This window comes from Streptomyces xylophagus, assembly GCF_000716435.1.
GTDB classification, from domain to species: domain Bacteria; phylum Actinomycetota; class Actinomycetes; order Streptomycetales; family Streptomycetaceae; genus Streptomyces; species Streptomyces xylophagus.
This window is the reverse complement of the sequence record NZ_JNWO01000009.1, coordinates 1-23045: the sequence shown is the minus strand read 5'-3', so window position 1 is coordinate 23045 and position 23045 is coordinate 1. Positions and strand designations below refer to the sequence as shown.

The following is a 23045-nucleotide window of genomic DNA, read 5'->3' as shown; positions in this document are numbered from 1 at the left end:
CTCGGGTGGGTGTCGCCCAGGGCCTGCTCGCGCTGGGCGAGGGTCACCTCGAACAGCGGAATTGCCTGTCGCAGGTCCCCCGCTGCCTGGTACGCGCTGGCGAGGTTGTGGCGACTGTTCAGGGTGTCGGGGTGGGTGTCGCCTAGGGCCTGCTCGCGCTGGGTGAGGGTTGCCTCATGCAAGGGGATGGCCCGTTCCAGGTCCCCCGCTGACTGGTAGGTGTGGGCGAGGTTGTGGCGGCTGGCCAGGGTGTCGGGGTGGGTGTGGCCCAGGGCCTGCTCGCGCTGGGTGAGGACGGCCTCCAGTAGAGGGATGGCCCGTCCCAGGTCCCCCGCCGACTCGTAGGCGCCGGCGAGGTTGTTGCGGCTGATGAGGGTGTCGGGGTGGGTGTCGCCTAGGGCCTGCTCGCGCTGGGTGAGGGTTGCCTCATGCAAGGGGATGGCCCGTCCCAGGTCCCCCGCTGACTGGTAGGTGCTGGCCAGATTGTCGCGGCTGGCCAGGGTGTCGGGGTGGGTGTCGCCCAGGACCCGCTCGCGCTGGGTGAGGACGGCCTCCAGTAGAGGGATGGCCCGTTCCAGGTCCCCCGCCGACTCGTAGGCGCTGGCGAGGTTGTTGCGGCTGGCCAGGGTGTCGGGGTGGGTGTCGCCCAGGGCCTGCTCGTACCGGGCGAGGACGGCCTCCAGCAGGGGGATGGTGCGGGCGGTGTGACCCTGGTGATGGAGGCGGTTGGCAGTGGTGTTGTAAGCGTCGGTGAGTGGGACGTTGTGGTGCCCCTGTGGGGTTGTGGCAGCAAGGGCGATGAGGTGCGGAGTGAGGGTGTCCCACTGGCCGTCGGTGGTGCTGTCCTGGCTTGGAGGCGGGGTCAGGCTGAGGAGGACGGCCTGTTCGGCGCGGTCGCGTCCTTGAAATTGCTGGGGCTGCTGCGGGTCGCTGGTTTGGGGTGTGCGGAGGACGGTTTGGACCAGGCGGTGGATGCTGAGGGTGGTTTCGGTAGTGGTGATCATGCTGTAGGCGGCAAGCGTGCCGATGGCCTCTGTGATGTCGTCCGGGTCGGTGCCGGGCAGGGTGAGCAGGGTGTGGGGGATGTCGTCGGGGGCGAGCCAGGCGGCGGTGTGCAGGACCTGAACGGCCAGGGGATCCACTTGTTCCAGGATGTGGAGAGTGACGTTCCAGACACGAGCGAGGGTGCGTTTGGCGTCGAGGCCGTGGGCGGTCTTGGCGAGTTTGGTGTCCAGGCGTCGGCGGTAGGCGTCGAGGCTGATGCCGCGGTTCTGGGCGAGGTAGGCGCCAGCCTGTTTGATCGCCAGAGGAAGGTGTCCCAGTTCAGTGGTAAGAGTGCGGGCATCGGCCTGCTGGCGCGGAGTGGGGGTGGTGTCCTTGAAAACGAGACGGCACAACAGGACGCAGGCGTCGTCCGGGTGGAGGTTGCCCAGGGGCAGGATGGGGGCGGTGTCGGGCCAGCCTGTGGTGCGGCGGCTGGTGGCCAGGTGGTGCCCTTGATGGAGTGCGCCTGTATAGAGGTCGAGGTCGGCGGGGTTGTCGACGTTGTCGTAGACCAGTAGCCAGCCGGGATGCCAGGCCAGCCACTGCATTGCCCATGCCACCTGCGCCCGGCGTCCGGCCGTGGCGGCCCAGCCGGGGACCAGGGTCTGGGTGAGGGTGGTTAGAGAGGTCTCGATCTCGTCGGGGGAGGCGGCGTTGATCCACCAGATCACCGTGTAGTCGCCACGGTGACGGTGGGCGTAGTGCAGGGCGAGTGTGCTCTTGCCGATCCCGCCCAGCCCGTGCACGGTCCCGCTTTGCGTGATCGCGCCCCCGCGCTGGTCGGTTAGGGCGCGCCGCAGCCAGGTCAGTTCTTCCTGGCGGCCTAGGCACAGCGGCGACGGAGGCAGGTTTGAGGTGCCTGGCGCCGCAGTGACTCGCTCCGGTGTGTGCAACGCCTCGGCTGGCAGCACGAGGTCACCGGTGTAGGCATCTCTGATCTCATGTGCCGCGATCGATCGCTGCCCCGGCGCCTCGATTCGCGGCTCAGCGGCGGCCTCGTCCGTGCTCACGGCTGGGGTGGGGTATGACCGTCACCAGTGGCTGCGGTGCCGATGTACTGCGCGGCGATCGACCGCTCACCGGACGCCGTGATGGTGACCGTGCCTGTGGCCGGGGCGGGCAGCAGGGCCCAAAGTTCCTCCCCTAGTCCGGGATCGTCCTGCAACGCTCGCCTGAGGAGTCGGCCCAGTACCGCCGTGGTGTAGGCGTCGTTCTGCTCGTCGGCGGCCTCGCCCACGACTCGTTCTAGTTCTGTCTGGCCCGCCTCGTCTCGGCGTCGCCAGACCAGTTGCAGGATCCGCTGCCCTAGGTCGACTGTCGCCTCGGCAGCAGCATCCTGCGCCCGGGTCAGCACTGCCACCCCATAGGCGCCCACCGCGGCTGTCACCGCCGGGCCCGCCTGCTCGACCAACTGCACGAATTCAGCGCCCACCTGATCCCCCGAACTACGCGGCTCCGAAAGAACCCAGGGTAGAAACACCGCCCCGGTTGTGAAGCCAAACGCCTGAATCATCCGCGTCGGTTCCCCACCTCGTTCTTGGCTTCTCCCGCCTCATGCCATCAGCTTAGGAAGCTGCGGGCATTTGGAGGCGGTCTAGGGACTGAGCTGTGCGAAAGGTCGGACGGTGGCCCCGCCGGACTCGGTGGCTTTCACCGTGGTTCCCCGCTGTTCCCCGCTCGATCTGGTGCGGTTGTGGTGCACGGCGCACGGCGTCGGGACACGTTCGGGGACGCGTTGTCAGTGGGCACGGTTAAGGTCTCAGACGCGCGGCCGGCTTCCGAGGTGTCCAACTCTGTAGAGCAGTTGCATCCCCGGTTCTGTCTGGGGGCGGCCCGGGTACGACCCGGGACCTAACCAACGGCCGGGCTTCGTCGATGGCTAAGGAGAGACCTGCCAGCGCCGGCCGCGCGCCGAGCAGGACACCGGCCGCAGGAGCAGACGCACGCTTTCCAACTGGGGTGTTGGGGTGTGTGCGGGGGTGTTCATCTGGGTTCAGGGGCGGCTAGCCCGTGGACGGGAGCGGCCTTCTGGTTTCAGCTGAACGTCGGCGAACGGTGGTGAATGAGACGGAAACTGAGACGGGGCGTCCGAACCGCGAGCCCGGAGGCAGTGTCTGTCCCTAGTGCCATCATCCTCGTGTGCTCAAGATCCCGGGATACGAAGACGGTCCTCTGATCCAGGACAGTACCTACCTGGATGATCCGCTGTTCTGGCCCGTGCACCTCGGCACTTCCTTGCAGGGTGAGGACGTGCAGCGAGCCGCGTTCGGGGCCGACTGGGACGCGGCCATGGAGCTGTATCGCGCGCTGTCCTCCGAGCGTGAGTGGCCGGTGTTCAGCGTGCCTCTCTCCTCGGGGCACACCATTCACGTCGTCTACCGCAACATTGAGGGCGACCGCGGCGTGGACTATCTGATACATCACCCAACGTGGTCCGCAGCGGAAACCCTTGCTGTGGATGACGGCCACTTCATGGGACCCGGCATGGCCTGGCCAGAGTTGCTGTCTGCCGCCCGACAGTTGGCCGCAGAGGGCATTGACGACCCTGACGCGCGTCTCTTGCTGCTCTTCCCGACACTCGGCGATGCGCGACTTCCCGACCACGCAGCCGCAACCCTCACCGCCGCTCTCGCGGCTCTCACCTCGATCGAAGAGCCTGCCGAAGTGGCGGGCTTGCTCCTGGAGAACCAGGGCCAGTGGGCTCCTGCTCACTGGAGACTGGCAGACGGCGTCTGGATCAACGACGGTGGACACTCATACCGAAATCCTGACAACGCCTTTGGGCTGCCCGAGGGACGGCTTCGGGAGATCAGCAACGCGCTGGACGGCAGGCAAGTGACCATACGGCAGACATCCGACTGAAGCTCTGAGCTTGGGAATTCGCTTCCAGAGATTACGTCTGACCTGTGTCGCGGCGCCATTCTCCCCGCTGACGACCGAAGAAAACCCCAGTCGCCCTCTCTGACGGGCACGCAACAGGCACGCACTGGTGGGCGGCGCGGGGCCGGTTTATGGTCGGTTCGGGGTTTGCTGGCGCAGGCCGTTCGGGGGCCGGGGTGTTGGCGTCGGGGAGGGGTGGTCTGCGGTGGATGTGGCTGGTGCGGTGGAGGCTGTGGCGTTGATCGCCGCTACTGGTGGGGCATCGGGGTTGGGGGAGGATGCGGTGCGTGGGGTGGTGGCGCGGATCCGGGAGCGGGTGCGGGGGCTCTTTGGTGGTGATGTCCGGTCGGTGGATGCGTTGGATCGGGCGGTGGCGGATCCGGGTGATGCGTGGCGGGTGCGGGAGTTGGCGGCCGCGTTGGCGTGGTATGCCGAGCGGGATGAGGAGTTCGCGGCCGAGGTGGTGGGGTGGGCGCAGCAGTACGGGCCTGCTGCGGGAGTGGTGCAGAACATTCATGCGGGCCGGGACGCCTATACGGCGGGCCGGGATATGACGGTGCAGCAGCGGCCGGAGACCGATCCAGCCTCGGAGTGAGTGCGTGATGTCGCCCCACGGGGAAGATGCACTGGTGCCCGGTGCAGGGCAGCGATCTGATGCGGGCCGGGATGCCTACGCCGCCGCCCGGGACTTGACCGTCACCTTCAATGCGCTTGGGCCGGGAGGGGCGCGCTTGGGGGGTCGGGGGGTGTTGTGGCCTCCGATGGGCAGGTTGCCTGAGCAGGTGCGGGGCCGTGATCTGTTGCTGGCCCGGTTGGAGGCTCTGATCCAGGAGCCGGATGGGCGAGCGCATGTGCTGGCGGGGCTGGGAGGTACGGGCAAGTCGACGGTGGCGTTGCGGGTCGTTGAGGTGGCTGTGGGGCTGGGCCGACGGGTGTGGTGGGTGCCGGGGGTGGATGCGTCGTCGCTGACGTCGGCCCTGTTGGGGTTGGCGCAGGCGTTGGGGGCTGATACCGCGCAGGTGGAGGCGGCGCGTGCGGGGCGTGTGGATCCGTCTGATGTGCTGTGGCCGGTGCTGGAGGCTGATCCGGGCTGGGTCCTGGTGATCGACAATGCCGATGATGTGCGGGCGTTGGCGGTGGGAGGCCGGCCGGTGCGGGACGGTAACGGGTGGGTGCGGTCCACGCGGGCGGGGTTGGTGATGGTGACCACCCGCGACGCTTATCCGCGGCATTGGGGCCGGGGAGCGGAGTTGCATCCGGTGGGGTGGCTGCCAGACGCGGACGGTGCGCGTGTGCTGCTGGACCTGGCACCCGAGGCCGGTACCCCTGCGGAGGCCCAGGGGTTGTCGGCTCGGCTGGGCGGGCTGGCGCTGGCGTTGCACCACGCGGGGTCGCAGCTGGCTTCCCCGTTCTCCCAAGAACGCACCTTCACCGGCTACCTGCGGGCGTTGGAGACAGGATTCCCGGCATTGCTGGCCTCTGGCGGTTTGGATGACCGTGAGGTGGTGACCAGCACGTGGGCGTTGTCGCTGGACCAGCTGGCGGATGCGGGAGTTGAACAGGCGCGCGGGTTGCTGGGGGTGCTGGTGTGGTTCGCCGGCGCGGTACCGATCCCGGTGGCGGGGCTGGATCACCAGGTGCTCGGCCAGGTGTGCGGTGAGCACGGCCCTGCGGGCGTGGGGGTGGGGCTGGAGGCATTGCTGTCGGCCGGGCTGATCGAGAACCGTCTCACCCCCGGCGAGACACCGGCTGGACAGGCAGCGGGGGGCTCGGTGATGGTGCACCCGCTGGTCGCCGAGACCACCCGCCACCGTATAAAGATCAGTGGCAGGGCGGGTGCGGCGGCTGCGGTGGCCGTGGAGCTACTGGCAGCCGCGACCGACGAGCTAGACATGGAGCGGCCCCAGGACTGGCCGGTGTGGACCGTGTGGATGCCGCACCTGGACGAGCTCCTGATCCACGCGTCGCCGCTCCTGGAGGATTCCTCGCTTGCGACGCTTGCCACCTCGTCAAGGAATGCGGTGGCCGCGCTGACCTGGGCTGGCTCGTACCCTGCAGCTCTGGAGCTCGCGCAGGCTGGCGAACGTCACACGCAACGCCTGGATCATGATCACATCGCAGCTTTCGACCTGCGGTACTGGCAGGCAGCGGCCCATCGGTTCCTGGGCAACGTCGCCGAGGCCGAACCCCTCTTCCGCGAGGTCCTCCTAGTGCGGGAGCGGGTGCTGGGTAGCGACCACCCCGACACCCTGACCACCCGACATGACATCGCTCGGGCGGTGGCCGAGCGGGGGGATACGGCCGAGGCCGAACGCCTCTACCGCGAGGTCCTCCAGGTACGGGAGCGGGTGCTGGGTAGCGACCACCCCAACACCCTTTCCACTCGGCATGAGATCGCCCGGATGGTGGCCAGACGGGGGCATACGGCCGACTCCGAACGCCTTCACCGCGAGCTTCTCCTAGTGCGGGAGCGGGTGCTGGGTAGCGACCACCCCGACACCCTGACCACCCGGCATGACATCGCTCGGGTGGTGGCCGAGCGGGGGAATATGGCCGAGGCCGAACGCCTCTTCCGCGGGGTCCTCCAAGCACGGGAGCGGGTGCTGGGCAGTGACCACCCCCATACCCTAAACACCCGGCATGACTTTGCCTGGGTGGTGGCCAAGCGGGGGAATCTGACCGAGGCCGAACGCCTCTACCGCGAGGTCCTCCCAGCGAAGGAGCGGGTGCTGGGTAGCGACCACCCCAACACCCTAAACACCCGGAATGACATTGCCTGGGTGGTGGCCGAGCGGGGGGATACGGCCGAGGCCGAACGCCTCTACCGCGAGGTCCTCCAAGTACGGGAGAGGGTGTTGGGCAGCGACCACACCAGCACTCAGATCACTGCGCGTGCTCTGCGTAGCCTGACCATGCTTACGGACGACAACCGCGACGGATAGCAACCCGGCGAGGACTGGCAGCGGATGTAATCGCGGCCCCGTCCGACGCCCTACAGACGGCAGACCACGGCCGCCTCCGCCAACTCCACCGGACGTACGTGCCGTTCTCGGTGCTGATCGACACGAAGTACGAGGAGGCGACTCCTTTCACGTCCTCCGCAGCGACGTGGCTGAGGTAGTAGAGGCCTGTGAGCGTGGCGACTTGGATGAAGCTCGGGGCTCCGCCGGCCTTCTCCTGGCCGACCTGGATGCGCTGTTGGCGCGGTATGAGGCTGAGGTGAACGAACACGAGATTCCGCGGCCGTACTGAGCTGCACGACCATCAGCTTGGGAAGCTTGAGGCCTTCGGCGGCGAGTGCTCCGCTGACCTGCGGTGGACCTTGAACGGTGCGCAGACGATCGCAGACTTGTTCCCCGTGGTTCCCCCTAGGATCTGGCACGCATCTGGCACGTCCGACCGCTCTGGACTGAGAGTCTCGGTCCGTGACTGATGATGAGGTTGTTGAGGCGCTGCGGGTCGTAGCGTCGGCGGGGACTTTGCCGCCGCCCGCAACACCGGAGGCTGTCACCTCGGCGGAAGAGGTGATCGGGTTCTCGTTGCCTCCTCTCCTGCGGCGCTTGTACGTCGAGGTCGCCAACGGCGGATTCGGCCCGAGGCAAGGGATCCTGGGCGTGCGCGGTGGGGCCGCACAGGGCAACTTCGCGGACATCGCCGACTTGTACCAGGACGGACCGGATCCGTCCGGCCGCATCCCGGCCGGCCTGGTGCTGATCTACGACTGGGGCTGCACTATCTGGTCGCTGGTCGACTTCCGCGATCCTGCGGGCGACATGTGGTGCAACCATGAAGGCGCGTGCTGGCCCCAGGGCGTGAATCTCGCGGAATGGCTGACGGGCACGCTGGCAGGAACCCTGACGGTGGAAACTCTGCTGGAGAGCCAGCCCACTTCGTAGACCAGCTGCCCCATCGCCCTGAGCCGGCTACTTCGCCCTTGAGGTTGCGGGACTTGAACCCATGACCTCTTCGTCCCGAAGCAACTGGGGTGGGGGCGCTGCCTTGGGGTGGTGTGGCTCTGAACTGCCGGTACGGTCCGTAGGAGTGCGTGGGTGTCCGCTGGTGTTCGTCGGCGTTGTCACGCAGTTAGACACTCACCCCGCCGCCCCTCGGTGCATGGTCGGTGTCCCAGAGATTTGGCGCGCCAACTCCTCGACGACCTGGGGCACGACACGCTGAACGTCCTCGTCTTGCAGCGCTTCGACAAGTGCTTGATGGACTGCTGCATACGGTTGTCCGGCATGCGAGGCACGGGTTCGGTCAACCGCCCGCTCGATCTTCGCGAGGTACGCTGCCACGATCGGCATTGCCTTCTCGTACTCGCCGGGGTCCGTGGCCATGGGCACAGCCGATCAGGACTGGCCGATGGGGGTCAAGGCCGACCGTGGGCCATCAGCTTGGGAAGCTGCGGATTGACCTAGACGAACAGCCGAGTTGTGCTCTCAGCAGTCTTGGCTGCCGGTGCCGTGATTTCCTGCTCCCGCTCGATCTGGTGCGCTTGTGGTGCTGGGCTGGCCCGGCTACAGCTGACGGTCGAGTACTGGCAGGTCGGTTGGCATTGGCCATAGACCTCACCAGCGGCCACAACTGCCTATATAGTCCCTCGTGGACTGCGTAGGAGGACCTGAAAGGTCGGGTGAGCGTGGAGCCGGACTTGATGCACCAGCAGAAGATTCACAGCCTAGGATTGTTGGGCAAGGTAGCCAGTCCCGAGGGATTCGGTAGTGACGAAGCCTTGCAGGGATTGCGTGACTTTGGTCTATCCGATCCAAACCCTCCGCTACGCAAGGCCCTTCAAGTTGCTCTTACTCACACTTCTTATGTTTACGAGAACGACTCGCTCTTTCCTGCGGCTATTCGTGGTGTATTTTCTCCATTGCAAGAGCTCGGCAAGTCCTACCTAAGGAAGCAAGTCGCAGTTGAAATATTTCGTCGAGAGTCAATACCCAACGTCGGCTTTTTAAGTGGAGAGGTAGCCCAGGTCTCCAGTTCCCTTCAACGTTGGGTGCCACAGCAGGCCTGGATCCTGAGCTCTTGCTCAATCGGACGTAGCCTGAGTAGGAATTCACTACCTTGGCGAGTAGTTGCTGACTTTTTCTATCAGGTGGTAGGTGTTCTCTGCCTTGCTGGCGAGGATGAAACAGCTGCTTCACTCGTCAGTGACGTATTAGCGTACTCGGATCAATCTGCAGGTATTCGAGACCCCAAGACCCTGTTGCAGGAACAAATAAAGCAGCCACTTACCTACGAGTACCGTCGAAGTGGCCCCGACCATGCTGCGGCGTTTCAGGCAACGGTGACAAGCCAAGACGGTCGCCAAGGAATGGGTGAAGGTCCGAATAAGAAGGCGGCATCCCGGGGAGCGGCTGAAGAATTTCTACGTAAGTATGTCCCGAAGGTCTCCAGAAAGGAACCAGATCCGGAACTCGGGACTAACGCTGTAGAGATTCCTGAAGAGCTGCCTCATGGGCGGATGGTAGGGCGCCTGCAGGATCTGTTCAGCTTGTCGCCGGCAGCTCGTCCGCTGCTATCGCAAGCGCTCATTCACTCATCATGGGCCTATGAGAACCGACCAAAAATGAAAGAGTGTCGTCAGCGAGACAATCTAATATTGGGGTACATTGGCTCCCAAGTTCTAAATTATGAGTTCTCGCTTTCGTGCGCTCGACAGGCTGCAGAATACCCACTCCAAGAGCTGCTGTCACTTTCATCACCTCCGAACCGAGTTCTTGACAAGGCATTCCGATACGCCGGACTAGCTCAAGGCCTTCTTTTGGGCGCTGGGCAGGCGTCACTGGGCATACCTCAGGAGTTGGGAGCGAATACTTTCCAAGCCGTGATAGGAGCCGTTTTCGTCAGTAAGTCATTTCCGGCTGCCATGCGTCCAGAATGGCCAATTGAGTGGGAACCCATCTGGCGAATGGTGGTACAGGAAAGCCAAGATGCAGACCCGTCGACCCTGCTTGCTCAAATAGCATCAGCGATGAAACTGCACTTTGATCTCGATTTCGTTGCTTCGGGTCCTGATCATGCCAGGAAATACAAGGCTGTAGCTGTTCTAGGCAGTCAGGAACTGGGGGTGCAAACAAAGGTACCTGGTGCTGATGTCGCGGGAAAAACGCACGCCAGGCAAGTCGTTTCCCAGATCATTCTCGATGTTATTGCACACCTTGCCAGTGAGCACCCTAAGCAATCATTGGCGAAAAGCAAGGGTGCTCTCTCCCTGGCTAGATTTGTCCTGACTCACCAAGCAGCAATCATTTCAGAGCAACACATACCAGTGCAGCGCTGGGTCGATTCCAAGCTATTTGGTCTTCACTGGGCTTCATCGCCGCGTAAGCTGCTCGAATGGTCTCAAGATGCGGATGATCTTGTTACGCGCGTAGTCGACTTTCGACCTAGCGCTAGTAGGTTTGAACAAGCATTCCGGGCTGCTAACGAGGCGATTTCCGACTCGGTTGATGATATTGAGTCGGAGCTAACCGCCACGCTTGATGTCTTGGAAAGCGTGGATAATGCTGAAAGCATAAGCCGCGACCAGTTAGACGTTCTTGTGCAACTTTGTAACGTCTACCGGTGTCTAGGAAGTAGAGACCCTGACATCTCAGTCGGAGAACTGGCCGCTGACTGGCAGCTCTTGCATCGTGGTCGGCTAGAGATTCCGCAAGCTTTGCCCCTCGTAAGAGTCACCGGACGAGAGCGGGCAATTTTGGATGCAGCGATGAACTCGGTTATGACATCCCGTTCCAAGGTAGTGGTAGAAGTCGCGAGTAGTCAGCCTTTGCGTCTGGATTTCGCAACTACTCATCCATTGGATCGTGCGACTCTCGAACACACGTGTTCGTTGTGGTCAAGGGTCAGCAGGACAGTTAAGGTAGAAGCGACTGAGAACGGAATTCAAGCTACGGTAGTCGGTGCGACTGTTCCTGATTCACCGGGCCCTATTACTCGAGCGGCACTGGCTGCGATGGAACCGATCGCCCATCCCTACCAAGCCGCAGTAGCCGACTTGCTACATGATCTAAAGAATCAGCTGGTTGCGGCTCGGTTGGCGACGTCTTCTCCTGCGGATACACGTACCGCGAGACTCGAACAGCAACTTGCGGCAAGTCGTCACCTTGACCAAGCGCAAGCTTTGGCTGTCCGCCTTCGGGCAACTACTTCGCTTCTGAAACCCGTAGACGCGGAAAATACTGAGCTTGGATCCTTCCTTCGCTCCTACGCGTCTACCATGCTTTCGCGACTTCCGAGACACATCTCCCTCTCAGTGCCAGACGCGCGCCAGACAGTACGTGTGGCGCTGAGCGAGCGCGGACTCATAGCTGTCTTGGACAATCTAGTGGGAAACTCTATTGAAGCCCTCTCGGAGGGGGGAGCGATTATGCTTGATTGGACCTCCGATGACAACGAAGCCGTGATTGAAGTAGCCGATGACGGGCCGGGCCTTCCAGGGCAAGTAATTGAGGCGCTCTCATCGGGTGAGCGGGTACGCAGTACCAAACCCGGTGGTAATGGCCTCGGTCTTCTGGGTGTCCGTTCTCTACTGGGTCGTGTTGGAGGGGAACTTACGCTCGTGCCATCCAACTCAGGTACAGCATGGCTCATTACTCTCCCGCTATCTTCTGATCTGACACAGGAGGGCTCGTGACATCTCCTCTGAATGGTGCTCGGATTCTGGTTGCAGACGATCAAGTAGATGTGGCTCGAACAATCTGTAGTCCTCTGCGAAAGGCTGGAGCGAAATTGCGATTCGCTCCAGACGGCAATGCTGCCATGCGGGATATGACATCCTGGCCATTTGATCTCGTAGTGGTCGACATGAAGATGCCTCCTGATGAATGGGGAGGGCTATGGCTCCTGCGGCAGCTTAACTCTTGTGGTTGGCGCGTTCCCGTGCTTGTGCTCTCCGGTGAAGGATCAAAACAGCAGGTTATCGAGTCTCTGCGTCTTGGTGCGACCGACTGGATTGATAAGGACGCGGCGGACACTGAGCTGCTAGCGCGCTGTGAGCAAATACTTGACGATTCTCTAGAAAGCTCACTGGATGCTGCAAGTGGGTGCCTTCCCACTCCACTGGCACTACGTTTTGCTCGCTACACGCGGACTATTGATCCGGAAAAGAAAGTAATTGAAGGGCTGCACGCGCTTGAGGCTATCTTGCGCTTGGCGGCTCAAATTGGATTGAGTAATCCGGCGCCGTCACTACTGTCTGGGATCGCTGCTGAGCGTCTCATGCAGCCAAGTATGGGCACTTGGTTTGCCTTGTCAGTAGCTCTGGCTCGCGGTTCGGATCCAGTGCCCGCATTCAATGACTTGTTCTCATGGTTGGCGCCGGAACGTGCCGATCGTCAACTAGTGCAGGATCTCGTTAATCTTCGGAATGATATTGCACATGGTAGAGCAATGCCTGATCCTTCTGCTCATCGGCGAGTAGACCGCCTTCTCCGCATCTTTGCCCATCGAGCTTTTGCGTTTTGGAGATTCTCGGTCGGAGTGACCACCTCCATGACTTTCGATGGTGCCAAGTATGGGGTGGAGATTCTGGCTTTCAGGGGTGTCGGTAAGCCGATTCCCGATCTTCTCCAGTCGGATAGCCCGCAAGTAACTGGTCAAGTAGTGCTATTTGCTCCTGGCGTTTCGCCGCTGTCTCTGGAACCTTGGCTTATCGCGCGGACCGCAGAGAGCTCGACCCGTTGTTTTCAGTTCGACGGTGTGCGTCGTGGCCGGAGCGCTTTGGATTCTTCCACCCCACTGAAGTATGCCAAGGTGGACGATGGTGAAGACGTGCGGGATTTGGACCACCCTCAAGGTACTTGGGCAGCTGTGATGAAGTGGCTCTAGGGAACTAGTTGATTGAGAGCGACTGAGTCTCAATGACCCAGTCAAGCGCCGCTGCGTGGGGAGCCCTGGAGCACCCAGTTTGGAAGATCGCGTATGCGGACCGAGGCTGACCTGCTGAGACCCTGACCTGCCGGTTCTCGGGTCGCTCGCCGGCGTTCCCCGCTACTCCCCGCCGGTCGCCGCTCGATCGGGCACGTGGAGGACACGGGTCGGGCCTCCGGCTCGCTGCCGCGCGATCTACGGCGCACCTCACTCGGGGACGCACATCATGCGATGAGCCGGCACGACGGGTTCGCTCGGTAGCGGATCGATTCCACGGACCCGTACGGCCACGATATCCGTGGGGACGGGGGATCGGTCCGGAACCCTCGTCAAACGCCACCTGAAGGCCGCTGGGACGTCTTTCGCGGGCAACTCCACCATGGCGAGGCTGACCCATCGATCGTAGTTAGTCGGGAACAAGCGAACCAAAGCACCGCATTCCGGGCAACGTGGCGGCTCGATCCATGTCACGTCGTCGGGGTCGGGGCTCGGTCTGGGCGGGGCTGTGGCGCCATCGGCTTCGGCCATCTCGTTGGCGTAGGTGTTCCAGCACCTCTCGCAGTAGCTCGCCATGAGGCCGAACCGTCCGCGCTCACGCACGCTGGGGCTGGTCTCCCCGCAGCGATGGCATGCCAGCTGGTCACGATCCCGAATCGCCCCCATGTGTTCGAGTGTGAGCGAATCTGACCGGATCTCAGTAGGGCGCGATTTGGCCTAATTCGGCGGCGACTTGCGCTGTAAGGCTGGTTAACTCGATGCCTAACTGGATCTGTTGTCCACCATCGTCTGAAACCGACCGCCACTGTTGATGCCAGGCTCAACCGGCGCCCTTGACACGGTTACGAGCGTCACGAGGGATCAGCAAAGTAGGCCTCAGGAGGTACACCGGGCCCGGTCGCCTCGGCTATCGCGTAGCTCTCGTCCGCCAGGTCAACGAAGCGAGTCTTTCGACGATCGCCTGCGGCCTCAGCGGTTCGTCGCCAGACGGAGGCAGACTGCTCCCAGTGCTTGCGAGCGAGCGCTCCTTGGAAGTGGACGTTCAGTACCGCTCGGGCCTGTTGATCGTTCCACCTCCGCAGCACGTAGTCTGCGTGCCAGTTACTTATGATCAGGTTTATGAAGATCAGGTGACGCCTCTCGTCTGCCGACGGCATGCTGGCCACGGGCTCCCAACACACTAGGAACTCCGGGTGGTCCAAGGTGTACATCAGTAGTTGCCGGTGTGATGAGCGCTCCGCTTCCTCGTTAGCAATCTTCGTCTGATGTGCCTGGTAGGCCAGTGAAGCGGCTACGCCTAGGAGAGCGATCGCCGAGAGGGGAACTGATAGCGCTCCGTAAGTCTGGCTTACAGCGCTCAGCCGACCCCAATCCTTGTGGGTCGGAGCTACTTGTTCGAGGGCCAATGGCGTCAGGAAGATCAGTATCAGAAGACCTATGGCCACCATGCACCACGACAACCACTGTGCTCGTTGTGATTTCATCCCCGTTCCCCCCAACGTCTCTACTGCTTCGCATGCAGGATCGGCGAGCCTCAGTTATTCAGCAAGGACGCATCGCAGCCGCCTCCCACCAGCCTCCCCAGCTTCCATCCCGTCCGCCGTCGACCCACACACCGTGGAGCGGGCGTGGTTCATGGCGTCCAGGTGGAGCGCGCCACTGTACGAACGACCTGGACGCCATGGGCCGCGTCTGCTCGGCTCTGCCTGGGTCGATGGTGGTCGGGATGGAAGCACCCCACGCCCACCCCTACGGGTCCGCAGTCGCGTACGGCGCCCCCTCCATCCCGGTGCCGGCTGATCCCCCGCCGGAGGCATGTTCTGGCCGTGGCTACTGCATGTCCAGGTCTCTACTCGGGGCCGTAACTTGCTGCGGCCCCAGGGCTTGGCCCCGGCGCCGAAGGCGCAGAGGGGCCGGAGCCCTGGGGCCAGCCCGCGCCTGCGCGGGCACTTGATGACGTGGAGAAAATCTGAGCCAACTGAGGTTCGGCTACAGCTTGAAGGACAGTTCCAGATCGTCGCCGGGAAGGTGGAACTCCTCCAGGGCTAGCGGCTTGTCTCCCTCGGTAAGCGTCACGCGGATGACATGAAGGAGCGGGACGCCTTCGGGAAGGCGGAGGGCCTGGGCCTGGTCCGGTAGGGGCATGCGAGTGCGGATGTACTCCGTGAAGTGAAGTTCGTGGCCCAGCGCAGCAAGCGCGACGTAGAGTCCCGGCGCTGACGGCGGTGCTTCCTCCTCGTACTTCGTGTCGACCAGGACGGAGAACGGCACGTACGTGCGGTGGAGTTGGCGGAGGCGGCCGTGGTCGGCGGTCTGCAAGGCGTCGTACGTGAACATCGGCTCGCCTGGTGGGATGCGGAGGAGATCCGCCAACGCCAAGGGGGCGTCCGTGCGAGTGGCTACCGGTGGCTCGGAGTTCGTCCACTGGATGCCGTCGGCCTCCATGTACCGGCCGTCGGGGGCCAGGCGGACGCCGCGCGGGCGCGTGAGGCTTGGGCGGCTCTGGGGTGAGCGGGCGAATGTGCCTCGGCCCATGATCACCTCGACCAGGCCGGATGCCCGTAGCTCTGTGAGGCCCTGACGGACTGTGGGACGCGTCACGCCGAACTGCTTAGCCAACGTCTCCTCTGAGGGGAGCGGTTGGCCGGCGGGGAAGGTGCCGTCCAGGATGCCTTCGCGCAGGTAGTCGGCGATCTGCCGATACTTCGGCTGCGTGTTCTTCGGCGGCATGCGGGCCCTCCGTGGCCGTGATCGTCTCTCGGCTGTGCGTCTGCGTGGACAGTTCGTCCACGTGCGTAGACAGCCTCTCTCATCACAAGACGGTTGACAACCCGTACTACGGGTCGCACTCTGGACTCCGGTCACCCGTACTACGGGTGGTCTAGCAACCCGAAGGATCGGCCTCCGGGTGCCAGGGATGAGGAGTTCAGATCAGTGGCAAGCCTTCCGATCGACACCGCGAAGTTCACGGGGATCATCTGTGCCGTACCCCCGGCTCCGCGGGTTGCGAATCGTGAGACCGGTCAGCTTCGTGTTGACCGTGACACCGGTAAGACCGTGTTCCAGGTCGGTCTTTGCCTGATGGCCGGGTCATCGGCGGACGTGGTGAACGTGAGCGTCGCCGGTGAGCCGGCCAGCGTGCAGCTCGGTATGCCCGTGGCCGTACGGGACTTGGTCGCCACGCCCTGGGAGAACGATGGGCGGCACGGGATCGCATTCCGTGCGGCGGAGATCCGGCCCCTGAGCGCTCCGGCGGGGAAGGGGGCTGGGCAGTGATGACCCTGGCCTCCTCCACTTCCTCGGCCGGGACGGTCTGGCCGAGTTGGGTTCTGGTGGTGGCCGCAGTGCTGGTGTCGGGCCTGCTCCTCGCAGGCCCGGCCCTGCGCCGCCGCTACCCCGTGGCCTGGTGGCTGTTACTCGGCTTCCCGGTCATGGTCGTCCAAGTGGTGCGCACCTGGCGGCCGTTGATGGCCGGGTGCGGACTCGCCGTGAGCCGTCGGCCGGCGCTGACCGTGGTGTCCGGGCTCGTTGGCAACGGGGCACCTCCCCCTCAACCGCGTGTCCCGCGGCACGGGCTCATACGCCCGACGGGCGGCGGATTCTGGCTGCTGGTACGGCTGTTGCCGGGGCAGGTGCCCGAGGACTTCGTCAAGGCGGGGCCCGCCATGGCGGAGGACTGGCAGGTCCATGGGGTGCGGGTCACCTCTTGGAGGCCGGGAGTCGTACGGATCGCCGCCTCCGTGGCCGATCCGCTCGCCGCTCCTCGACTGCCGAAACAGCGCGGGCCCGCTCAACTGCTCCGGGTCGCTGTGGGCGTTCTGGAAACCGGTGCCGGTTGGGTCATCGACCTGCGGCGTGTGCCGCACTGGCTGATCGTCGGTGCCACACGGTCCGGCAAGTCGACGTTGATCAACGCACTCGTAGCGGGCCTGGCTCCGCAACCGGTCGCCCTGGTCGGCATCGACTGCAAGGGCGGCATGGAACTATCGCTCTACGAGCCCCGGTTGTCCGCCCTGGCGACCAACCGCGAACAAGCGGTTCGACTCCTGACGGCGCTCGTCGACCTGACCCTCGACCGCATGACCGTCTGTCGGGCGGCTCGCGTACGCAACATCTGGGGTCTGTCGGAGAAGGAACGCCCGGTCCCCGTCGTCGTGATTGTCGACGAGATCGCAGAACTCTTTCTCATCGCGAGTCGCAACGAGAAGGACGAAGCACACGCGGCCGGTACGGCGTTGATCCGACTCGCCCAACTCGGCGCCGCGCTTGGGGTGTTCCTCGTCGTGGCCGGCCAACGGGTGGGCTCCGACTTGGGGCCGGGCGTCACGGCACTGCGTGCCCAACTCGGCGGACGCGTGTGCCACCGGGTGGCCGATCCCGGTACGGCGGAAATGGCGCTCGGGGATCTCAATCCCGACGCGCTCAAGGCCGCACAAGCCATCACACCGGAACAGGCCGGTACGGCCGTGCTGGCCTCCGGCGACGGCTGGGAACGGGCCCGCTCGCACCTGGTCACCGAGGTGGACGCGGAAGCCATCGCGGCTGAGTACGCGCACCTCGCCCCGGTCCTGCCCGAATTGCTCACCGCGGCCAAGTGAGAGGGGGCTGTCGTGCTGGTGTCCATGTCGGCCGTGTTGCTGCTCGGCCTGTTCATCTGGTTCCTGCTGCGCATCCGCTACCTGCGCTGGGCGGACACATTGCTCTGCGGGACCTTCGGCTTTCTGGTGGCAAAGACCGTGGCCGCGCCGGTGGTTCAGGCGGTCCTCGTCGCGGTCAGCGGCTTCCTCGGCCAACTCCGCTTCTGAAGCGACCTCACCCGATGTTCGTTCAACAGAGAGGTGGGCGAGCCATGTCCACGTACGAAATCCGCTCTGGCGACCGGGCTGCGTTCATCGCCGGCCTGCGGGAGCTGGCGGACTTCCTCGCCGCGAACCCCAGTGTCCTCGTACCGCGCAATGCGTCGTTCGGCGTCTTCGTCGACGCGGCCGACTCCACCGCTCGCAGGGAGGGCACGGAACACGTCGCTGCTCCGCTCGGCGTCCCGGTGGAGGACCTCGGCGAGGGCTACTACGACGCACGTCGCGCCTTCGGACCGATCGCGTACAGCGTCGTCGCGATCCCGCCCAAGGAACCGCAGTGATCGCCCGTATGACGGGCTCCCGACGGGGCGCGAAGTCGCCAAACCCGACCCCGTCAGGAACCCACTCCATCCGCCACGTGAGCAGTGAAAGGAGTACTCACACTTTGTCCACCGCGCATCGATCGCGCAAATCCCCTCTGCCCGAGTGCGAATTGAGGGTCGTCGACTCCGAAGTGTCGACCTGCGACGGACGGGAACCGATCGTCCTCGTCGGGCTCGACGGCTTCGAGCGTCATCTGTGCCCGGCGCATGCCGCCGCACTCTGGCTCACGGACCCGACGCTCCGGTTCAGCGCCAAGACCCGTACGGAAGCAATCGCTGCCGTGATGTGGCATGCGTTCGGAGGCGGTGGTCGGCAATGACCGCGTCCATGCCGAAGAACGTTGCTGCCCTGCTCACCAGGGCAGCAGAGCCGGAGTTCGCAGCCTGGCGGCGCAACATCGTCAGCCTCGCCGGCTGCACCAACCCGATCCACCTGGTCGGCGGGGCAACCGTCGTCGACACGAACACGGGCGAGGCCCTGTTCTCGTACGCGTCGGACGTCTACGGCGGTCGACTCCTGACCGCATGCGGCAACCGGCGTGCGACGGTCTGCCCGTCCTGCTCCCGCCTCTATCGAGCCGACACCTACCAACTGATTCGGGCTGGACTGGTCGGCGGCAAGAACGTCACGGAGTCGGTGAGCGGGCACCCTCGGGTGTTCGCCACCCTCACCGCTCCCGGCTTCGGGCCAGTTCATACCAGTCGTGAGCGTGCGGGCCATGTACGGGCATGTCGTCCCCGGAAGGTGGGGGAGTGCTGCCCGCACGGCTCGCCCGTCGGATGCCATGAGCGGCACTTGGAGGGTGAGCCCCGTCTCGGCGAGCCCCTGTGCCCGCGCTGCTACGACTACGCCGGGGCTGTCCTCTGGCAGGCGTACGCGGGTCAACTCTGGCACCGGTTCGCGCTGGAGTTGCGTCGCGAGATCGCCCGGCGCGTTGGGCTGTCCCGTACCGAACTCGCGGACGTGGCCCGGTTGTCGTACGCGAAGGTAGCCGAGTACCAGCGGCGGGGCCTGGTCCACTTCCATGCCGTGGTCCGCCTCGACGGGCCGGATGGACCGGCCTCGGCTCCGCCCGGTTGGGCCACAACGGCTCTGCTGATGGACGCGGTACAGGCGGTCGTCGGTCGCGTGCGGCTCATCGCTCCTGGCGTGGATGTCGTCGGCACTCGCGTGCTGCGGTTCGGCGAACAGGTCGACGTGCGGCCCATCGCGGCGTTCGGAGCGGGGGAGCGGCTGACCTCCGCGGCCGTTGCGGGCTACATCGCGAAGTACGCCACGAAGGGAGCTGAGTCCGCCGGCGCGGTCGACGGCCGGATTCACCAGGCGCGAGAACTGGTCATGCTGCCGGTACGGGCCCACGTCCTCCGCATGATCAGTACGTGCTGGTGGCTCGGCGGTCTACCCCCCTTCGAGTCTCTGGGGCTGCGCCGTTGGGCCCACATGCTCGGCTACGGCGGCCACTTCTCCACCAAGTCACGGCGCTACTCGACGACTCTGACCGCTCTCCGTGAGGCGCGTGCAGAACACCGTGCGGAGGAGCAGCGAACCGCCCTCGGTATCGGCGGGCGGACAACCGTCACCGTCGGGCAGTGGCGCTACGCCGGGCGTGGTTACTCGCCGGAGGCGGCTCTCCTGGCGGCCTCCGTGCGGGAGGGCGGTGGTCTTCATGGCGCGTGAGAAGACGGCCGAACTGCTCACAGTGCGGCAGGTGCTCGAAGAGCTGGGCGGGATCTCCCGGCGCACCTTCTACCGCTGGCGCGAACTGCGCCTCGCGCCGGCCTGCATCCGTTTACCCAACGGGGAGTTGAGGGTTCGCCGTGACGTACTCAACGACTGGTTGGCGGAGCGTGCGGAGGGGGCCGCGTCGTGAAGTCGTACAAGGTCTCCGTGTGGAAGCTCTCGGTCAACAAGACGACCAAAAAGCCAACTCACCTTGTCCGCTGGGTCGTTGATGGGCAGGCGTTCAGCGAGTCCTATAAGACGACGGCACTCGCCGACCGCTTCAGGGCCAAGCTGTTGCGAGCCGTCGACAAGGGCGAGCCCTTCGACACGGTGTCGGGGCTGCCCGACTCGCTGCGTGGTGGCAAGGCGGCGCTGACGTACCTGGAGTTGGCGCTCAAGTACATCGATGCGCGCTGGGCTGAGGCGTCGGCGAAGCAACGTGACAGCATGACCGACGCGTTGGCGACGGTCGTCCCTGTACTGGTCAAGCCGGTTCGGGGACGGCCAACTCCACAGATAGTGCGGCGTGCGCTGCGCTCGTACCTCCTTCCTTTGTCACGGAGGAAGCAGGATCGGCCGGAGGAGATTGCTTCGGCGGTGCGCTGGATCGAGCGGGCCTCTCTGCCCGTGGCGGAGTTGCTGGAGATCGCTCGCGTGCATGAGCTGATCGACGGTCTCGGGCGCAAGTTGGACGGCAAGCCTGCGGCAACGCAGACGTATCGGCGGCGGCGGGCAGTTGTGTTCAACTCGCTTGAGTACGCAGTCGAGTTGGAGCTTCTACAGTCCAACCCGCTGAGCCGAGTGCGCCGCAAGCGTGGCAAGCGCGCGGTGCAAGAGGTCGACCGCCGAGTCGTGGTTAATCCGCGGCAGGCGCGGGAGTTGCTGGCTGCGGTGACGTACGTCGGCGGCTACGAGCGGGCGAGCGGTCGACGGCTGCGCGCCTTCTTCGGGTGCTTGTACTACGCCGCCATGCGCCCCGGTGAAGCGCTCGGCCTGCGTCGGTCGGACTGCGTGCTCCCGGCGTCGGGTTGGGGACGTATCGAGCTGGCCGAGACACGTCCGACGGCAGGCAAGGCGTGGACGGATTCCGGGGAGGCGCACGACCGGCGGGGCCTGAAGCAGCGTGCGGAGGGTGACGTGCGCATCGTGCCCATCCCGCCTCCGTTGGTGCGCCTGCTCCGTGAGCATCTGAAGGAGTTCGGTACTGCCAAGGACGGCCGGCTCTTCGCCAGTGAGCGGGGCAACGTCGTAGCGGCCTCGTCGTACTCGCGCGTTTGGAAGCAGACGCGAGAGCTGGCGTTCCTGCCCGAACAGGTCTCCTCAGCGCTCGCTTTCCGGCCCTACGACCTGCGGCACGCGGGCGTGTCCCAGTGGCTCAACTCCGGTGTGCCCGCACCGGAAGTGGCGGCACGCGCCGGCCACTCGGTCGACGTGCTGCTCAAGATCTACGCCAAGTGCATCGACGGCCAAGAGCAGGAGATGAACGAGCGCATCATGCAGGGCCTGGGGGAGGTGGATGGCCTCACTGACTGACACGACCGCAAGACCGACGAACCGGAGCCCCGGGCTGCCTAGCCCGGGGCTCCGGTCTGTCTGCGTATATGTGGACGATCGCGCGTGATCAGTGGCTGGTTAAGCTCCCCGCCATGGCTAACGATCTCGGCTTCACATGCTCATGCTGCGGGGAGTACCACGCGGAGCTTCCGATGAGCTACTCCACCATGGCTCCTGACGTCTGGGACCAGAACTTCGCAGACGATGCCGACAGCATGCTGTCCTCCGACCAGTGCGTCATCAAGGGTCAGCATTACTTCATCAAGGGCCTGATCGAGATACCGGTGATCGGCAGCGAAGACCTCTTCTCCTGGGGCGTCTGGGTCTCCTTGAGCCGGGACAATTTCGCCCGAGCTCTGGACATGTGGAACACCCCCGGTCGTGAAGCTGAGAAGCCGTACTTCGGCTGGTTGAACACTGAGTTGAGCCTTTACTCGCCCAGCACACTCAACCTGAAGACGAACGCACACACCCGTCCACTCGGTCGGCGTCCCTTCGTCGAGCTGGAACCCACCGACCATTCCCTCGCCGTCGAGCAGCGCGCCGGCATCACCCAGGACCGCGTACGTGAGATCGCTGAGGCCGTCCTCCACCCCAACGGCGACAACGTCTGATCTGACTCGCACGACCGGCGGACGGTTGGTCTACAGGGGTACGTTGAAGGGGCGCCGAACACGCGCTGACCTGCCGCGAAGCCCCTCAAGATCAACACGCTATTACAACGTGATCACTGGCAAACGGCTGCTTTCGGCGGCATCCGCCTGCGCACACGCGAAGACCCCGTCTTCAGCTAAAGCGCTGATGGCGGGGTCTTTAGGCACCTAATCCAAGGTGCCCCCGGCAGGATTCGAACCTGCGCACACGGCTCCGGAGGCCGTTGCTCTATCCCCTGAGCTACGGGGGCGTATCGGTCGCGGTGTTCGCGGCGACGGGTAGAACCCTACCAGCTCCATACCGGTGTTCATGAACGGGTTTCTCGGTGGTCAGGGAGGCGGTCGGGGAAGTGTGCCGGGTCGCTCGCAGGGGGTGGAAGTGGGGAAAACCCGGACGCGGTGGCCGGTCCGGACCTACTCTCGAGTTGTGCCAGGCGCGTCGGGTCGGGTGCTTGTTGTGGACGACAACAAGGTCATCCGGCAGTTGATCAGGGTCAATCTCGAGCTGGAGGGTCTCGAGGTCGTGACCGCGGCCGATGGTGCCGAGTGTCTGGACGTCATTCATCAGGTGCGGCCCGATGTGGTGACCCTGGATGTCGTCATGCCTCGGCTGGACGGGCTGCGGACTGCCGCTCGGCTCCGCAGCGATCCCCGTACCCGTGATCTGCCCCTCGCCATCGTCAGCGCCTGCACTCAGTACGAGGTCGAGAGCGGGCTCGACGTCGGGGTCGACGCGTTTCTCGCCAAGCCCTTCGAGCCTTCCGAACTCATCACTCTCGTACGGCAGTTGATCGAGCGTGGGCGGCGTGACCCGGCCCGTGGCCTCTCCCTCGACGGCGCCTTCGGTGCCGGCGAAGCCGAACGGGCCGAGCGCGCCGGGCGGGGCGGTCGTACCGGCGGCTGAGGCTCCCCATACACACACCGGGGCCATATACATACCGGGACCCATGCGTCGGGCCCCGCACACCGAGTCTCCGTGCACCCGGTGTGCTCGTGCACCCGGTGTGCTCGTGCACCCGGTGTGCTCGTGCACTCCGTTTCCGCGCACCGTGTCCTTCCCCCCCCGGTACAGCACCCCTGCACACCTGTCTCTTATACACATCTCCGAGCCCACGAGACAGGCAGAAATCTC

Annotated in this window: 21 protein-coding genes, 1 tRNA gene and 1 pseudogene; 17 read left to right on the top strand and 6 right to left on the bottom strand. The window is 64.6% G+C overall.

What is annotated here, in order from left to right; translation table 11 throughout:
- Positions 1–59: 59 nt before the first annotated feature.
- Both OO70_RS22160 and OO70_RS22155 read right to left on the bottom strand, forming a co-directional pair.
- Positions 60–1790: pseudogene (locus OO70_RS22160) on the bottom strand (tetratricopeptide repeat protein); the annotation flags it as partial.
- 260 nt (positions 1791–2050) lie between these two features.
- On the bottom strand, positions 2051–2476 hold the full coding sequence (locus OO70_RS22155) for a hypothetical protein (RefSeq protein ID WP_051741519.1): 426 nt from the start codon (positions 2474–2476) through the stop codon (positions 2051–2053).
- A 707-nt stretch (positions 2477–3183) separates the two neighbouring features.
- On the opposite strand from OO70_RS22155, the gene OO70_RS22150 reads away from it, so the two are divergent.
- The 7 genes from OO70_RS22150 (at position 3184) to OO70_RS52560 (ending at position 12762) form a co-directional block, all read left to right on the top strand.
- Positions 3184–3906, top strand: a complete 723-nt coding sequence (locus OO70_RS22150) for a hypothetical protein (protein WP_043674215.1) — start codon at positions 3184–3186, stop codon at positions 3904–3906.
- A 250-nt stretch (positions 3907–4156) separates the two neighbouring features.
- Positions 4157–4519, top strand: coding sequence for a hypothetical protein (locus OO70_RS22145; RefSeq protein WP_158711503.1), 363 nt, complete (start codon positions 4157–4159; stop codon positions 4517–4519).
- 175 nt (positions 4520–4694) lie between these two features.
- A complete protein-coding gene (locus OO70_RS22140) occupies positions 4695–6866 on the top strand; it encodes a tetratricopeptide repeat protein (protein ID WP_158711502.1) in 2172 nt (723 codons plus the stop codon).
- Positions 6867–7032: 166 nt separating this feature from the next.
- Positions 7033–7176: a DUF6959 family protein gene (locus OO70_RS57065; RefSeq protein WP_407702818.1), complete on the top strand. Its 144-nt coding sequence runs from the start codon at positions 7033–7035 to the stop codon at positions 7174–7176.
- A 173-nt stretch (positions 7177–7349) separates the two neighbouring features.
- Complete coding sequence (locus OO70_RS22135; protein WP_158711501.1) at positions 7350–7820, top strand: SMI1/KNR4 family protein; 471 nt, start codon at positions 7350–7352, stop codon at positions 7818–7820.
- Between the two features lie 758 nt (positions 7821–8578).
- The gene (locus OO70_RS52565; RefSeq protein ID WP_158711500.1) at positions 8579–11569 is read left to right on the top strand and encodes an ATP-binding protein; all 2991 of its coding nucleotides are present in this window, start codon (positions 8579–8581) and stop codon (positions 11567–11569) included.
- Complete coding sequence (locus OO70_RS52560) at positions 11566–12762, top strand: response regulator transcription factor (protein ID WP_078651508.1); 1197 nt, start codon at positions 11566–11568, stop codon at positions 12760–12762. Before OO70_RS52565 ends, OO70_RS52560 begins: the two co-directional genes overlap by 4 nt.
- A 249-nt stretch (positions 12763–13011) precedes the next feature.
- Here the strand turns inward: OO70_RS52560 and OO70_RS56085 are convergent, their stop codons facing one another.
- The 3 genes from OO70_RS56085 to OO70_RS22115 all read right to left on the bottom strand — a co-directional run bounded on the left by OO70_RS56085 (position 13012) and on the right by OO70_RS22115 (position 15531).
- On the bottom strand, positions 13012–13332 hold the full coding sequence (locus OO70_RS56085; RefSeq protein ID WP_234336902.1) for a DUF6083 domain-containing protein: 321 nt from the start codon (positions 13330–13332) through the stop codon (positions 13012–13014).
- Positions 13333–13652: 320 nt separating this feature from the next.
- Positions 13653–14249: a DUF6082 family protein gene (locus OO70_RS57060; protein WP_407702817.1), complete on the bottom strand. Its 597-nt coding sequence runs from the start codon at positions 14247–14249 to the stop codon at positions 13653–13655.
- Between the two features lie 541 nt (positions 14250–14790).
- A complete protein-coding gene (locus OO70_RS22115; RefSeq protein ID WP_043674196.1) occupies positions 14791–15531 on the bottom strand; it encodes a GntR family transcriptional regulator in 741 nt (246 codons plus the stop codon).
- Between the two features lie 204 nt (positions 15532–15735).
- Between OO70_RS22115 and OO70_RS56080 the strand changes: the two genes are divergently transcribed.
- From OO70_RS56080 to OO70_RS22070, 9 genes are all read left to right on the top strand, one after another.
- Positions 15736–16077: an SCO3933 family regulatory protein gene (locus OO70_RS56080; RefSeq protein ID WP_043674193.1), complete on the top strand. Its 342-nt coding sequence runs from the start codon at positions 15736–15738 to the stop codon at positions 16075–16077.
- Positions 16077–17399 (top strand): FtsK/SpoIIIE domain-containing protein, encoded by a 1323-nt coding sequence (locus OO70_RS22105; protein WP_043674189.1) that lies wholly within the window; start codon positions 16077–16079, stop codon positions 17397–17399. Before OO70_RS56080 ends, OO70_RS22105 begins: the two co-directional genes overlap by 1 nt.
- Positions 17400–17411: 12 nt before the next feature.
- The gene (locus OO70_RS22100) at positions 17412–17606 is read left to right on the top strand and encodes a hypothetical protein (protein ID WP_019060840.1); all 195 of its coding nucleotides are present in this window, start codon (positions 17412–17414) and stop codon (positions 17604–17606) included.
- A 44-nt stretch (positions 17607–17650) separates the two neighbouring features.
- Positions 17651–17941, top strand: a complete 291-nt coding sequence (locus OO70_RS22095; protein ID WP_043674185.1) for a hypothetical protein — start codon at positions 17651–17653, stop codon at positions 17939–17941.
- 104 nt (positions 17942–18045) lie between these two features.
- Positions 18046–18303: a hypothetical protein gene (locus OO70_RS22090; protein WP_043674181.1), complete on the top strand. Its 258-nt coding sequence runs from the start codon at positions 18046–18048 to the stop codon at positions 18301–18303.
- Positions 18300–19661 carry a replication initiator gene (locus OO70_RS22085; protein ID WP_043674178.1) on the top strand — a complete coding sequence of 454 codons (1362 nt, stop codon included), beginning with the start codon at positions 18300–18302 and terminating at the stop codon, positions 19659–19661. Before OO70_RS22090 ends, OO70_RS22085 begins: the two co-directional genes overlap by 4 nt.
- Positions 19651–19854 (top strand): helix-turn-helix transcriptional regulator, encoded by a 204-nt coding sequence (locus OO70_RS22080; protein WP_019060844.1) that lies wholly within the window; start codon positions 19651–19653, stop codon positions 19852–19854. Before OO70_RS22085 ends, OO70_RS22080 begins: the two co-directional genes overlap by 11 nt.
- Positions 19851–21239, top strand: coding sequence for a tyrosine-type recombinase/integrase (locus OO70_RS22075; RefSeq protein WP_043674171.1), 1389 nt, complete (start codon positions 19851–19853; stop codon positions 21237–21239). The genes OO70_RS22080 and OO70_RS22075 overlap by 4 nt, the downstream gene beginning before the upstream one ends.
- A 173-nt stretch (positions 21240–21412) precedes the next feature.
- Positions 21413–21874: a DUF2199 domain-containing protein gene (locus tag OO70_RS22070; protein WP_043674167.1), complete on the top strand. Its 462-nt coding sequence runs from the start codon at positions 21413–21415 to the stop codon at positions 21872–21874.
- Between the two features lie 218 nt (positions 21875–22092).
- On the opposite strand, the gene OO70_RS22065 is transcribed toward OO70_RS22070, so the two are convergent.
- Positions 22093–22164 (bottom strand) — tRNA-Arg (locus OO70_RS22065).
- A gap of 59 nt (positions 22165–22223) precedes the next feature.
- Between OO70_RS22065 and OO70_RS22060 the strand changes: the two genes are divergently transcribed.
- Positions 22224–22817 carry a response regulator gene (locus tag OO70_RS22060; protein ID WP_078651524.1) on the top strand — a complete coding sequence of 198 codons (594 nt, stop codon included), beginning with the start codon at positions 22224–22226 and terminating at the stop codon, positions 22815–22817.
- Positions 22818–23045: the final 228 nt, after the last annotated feature.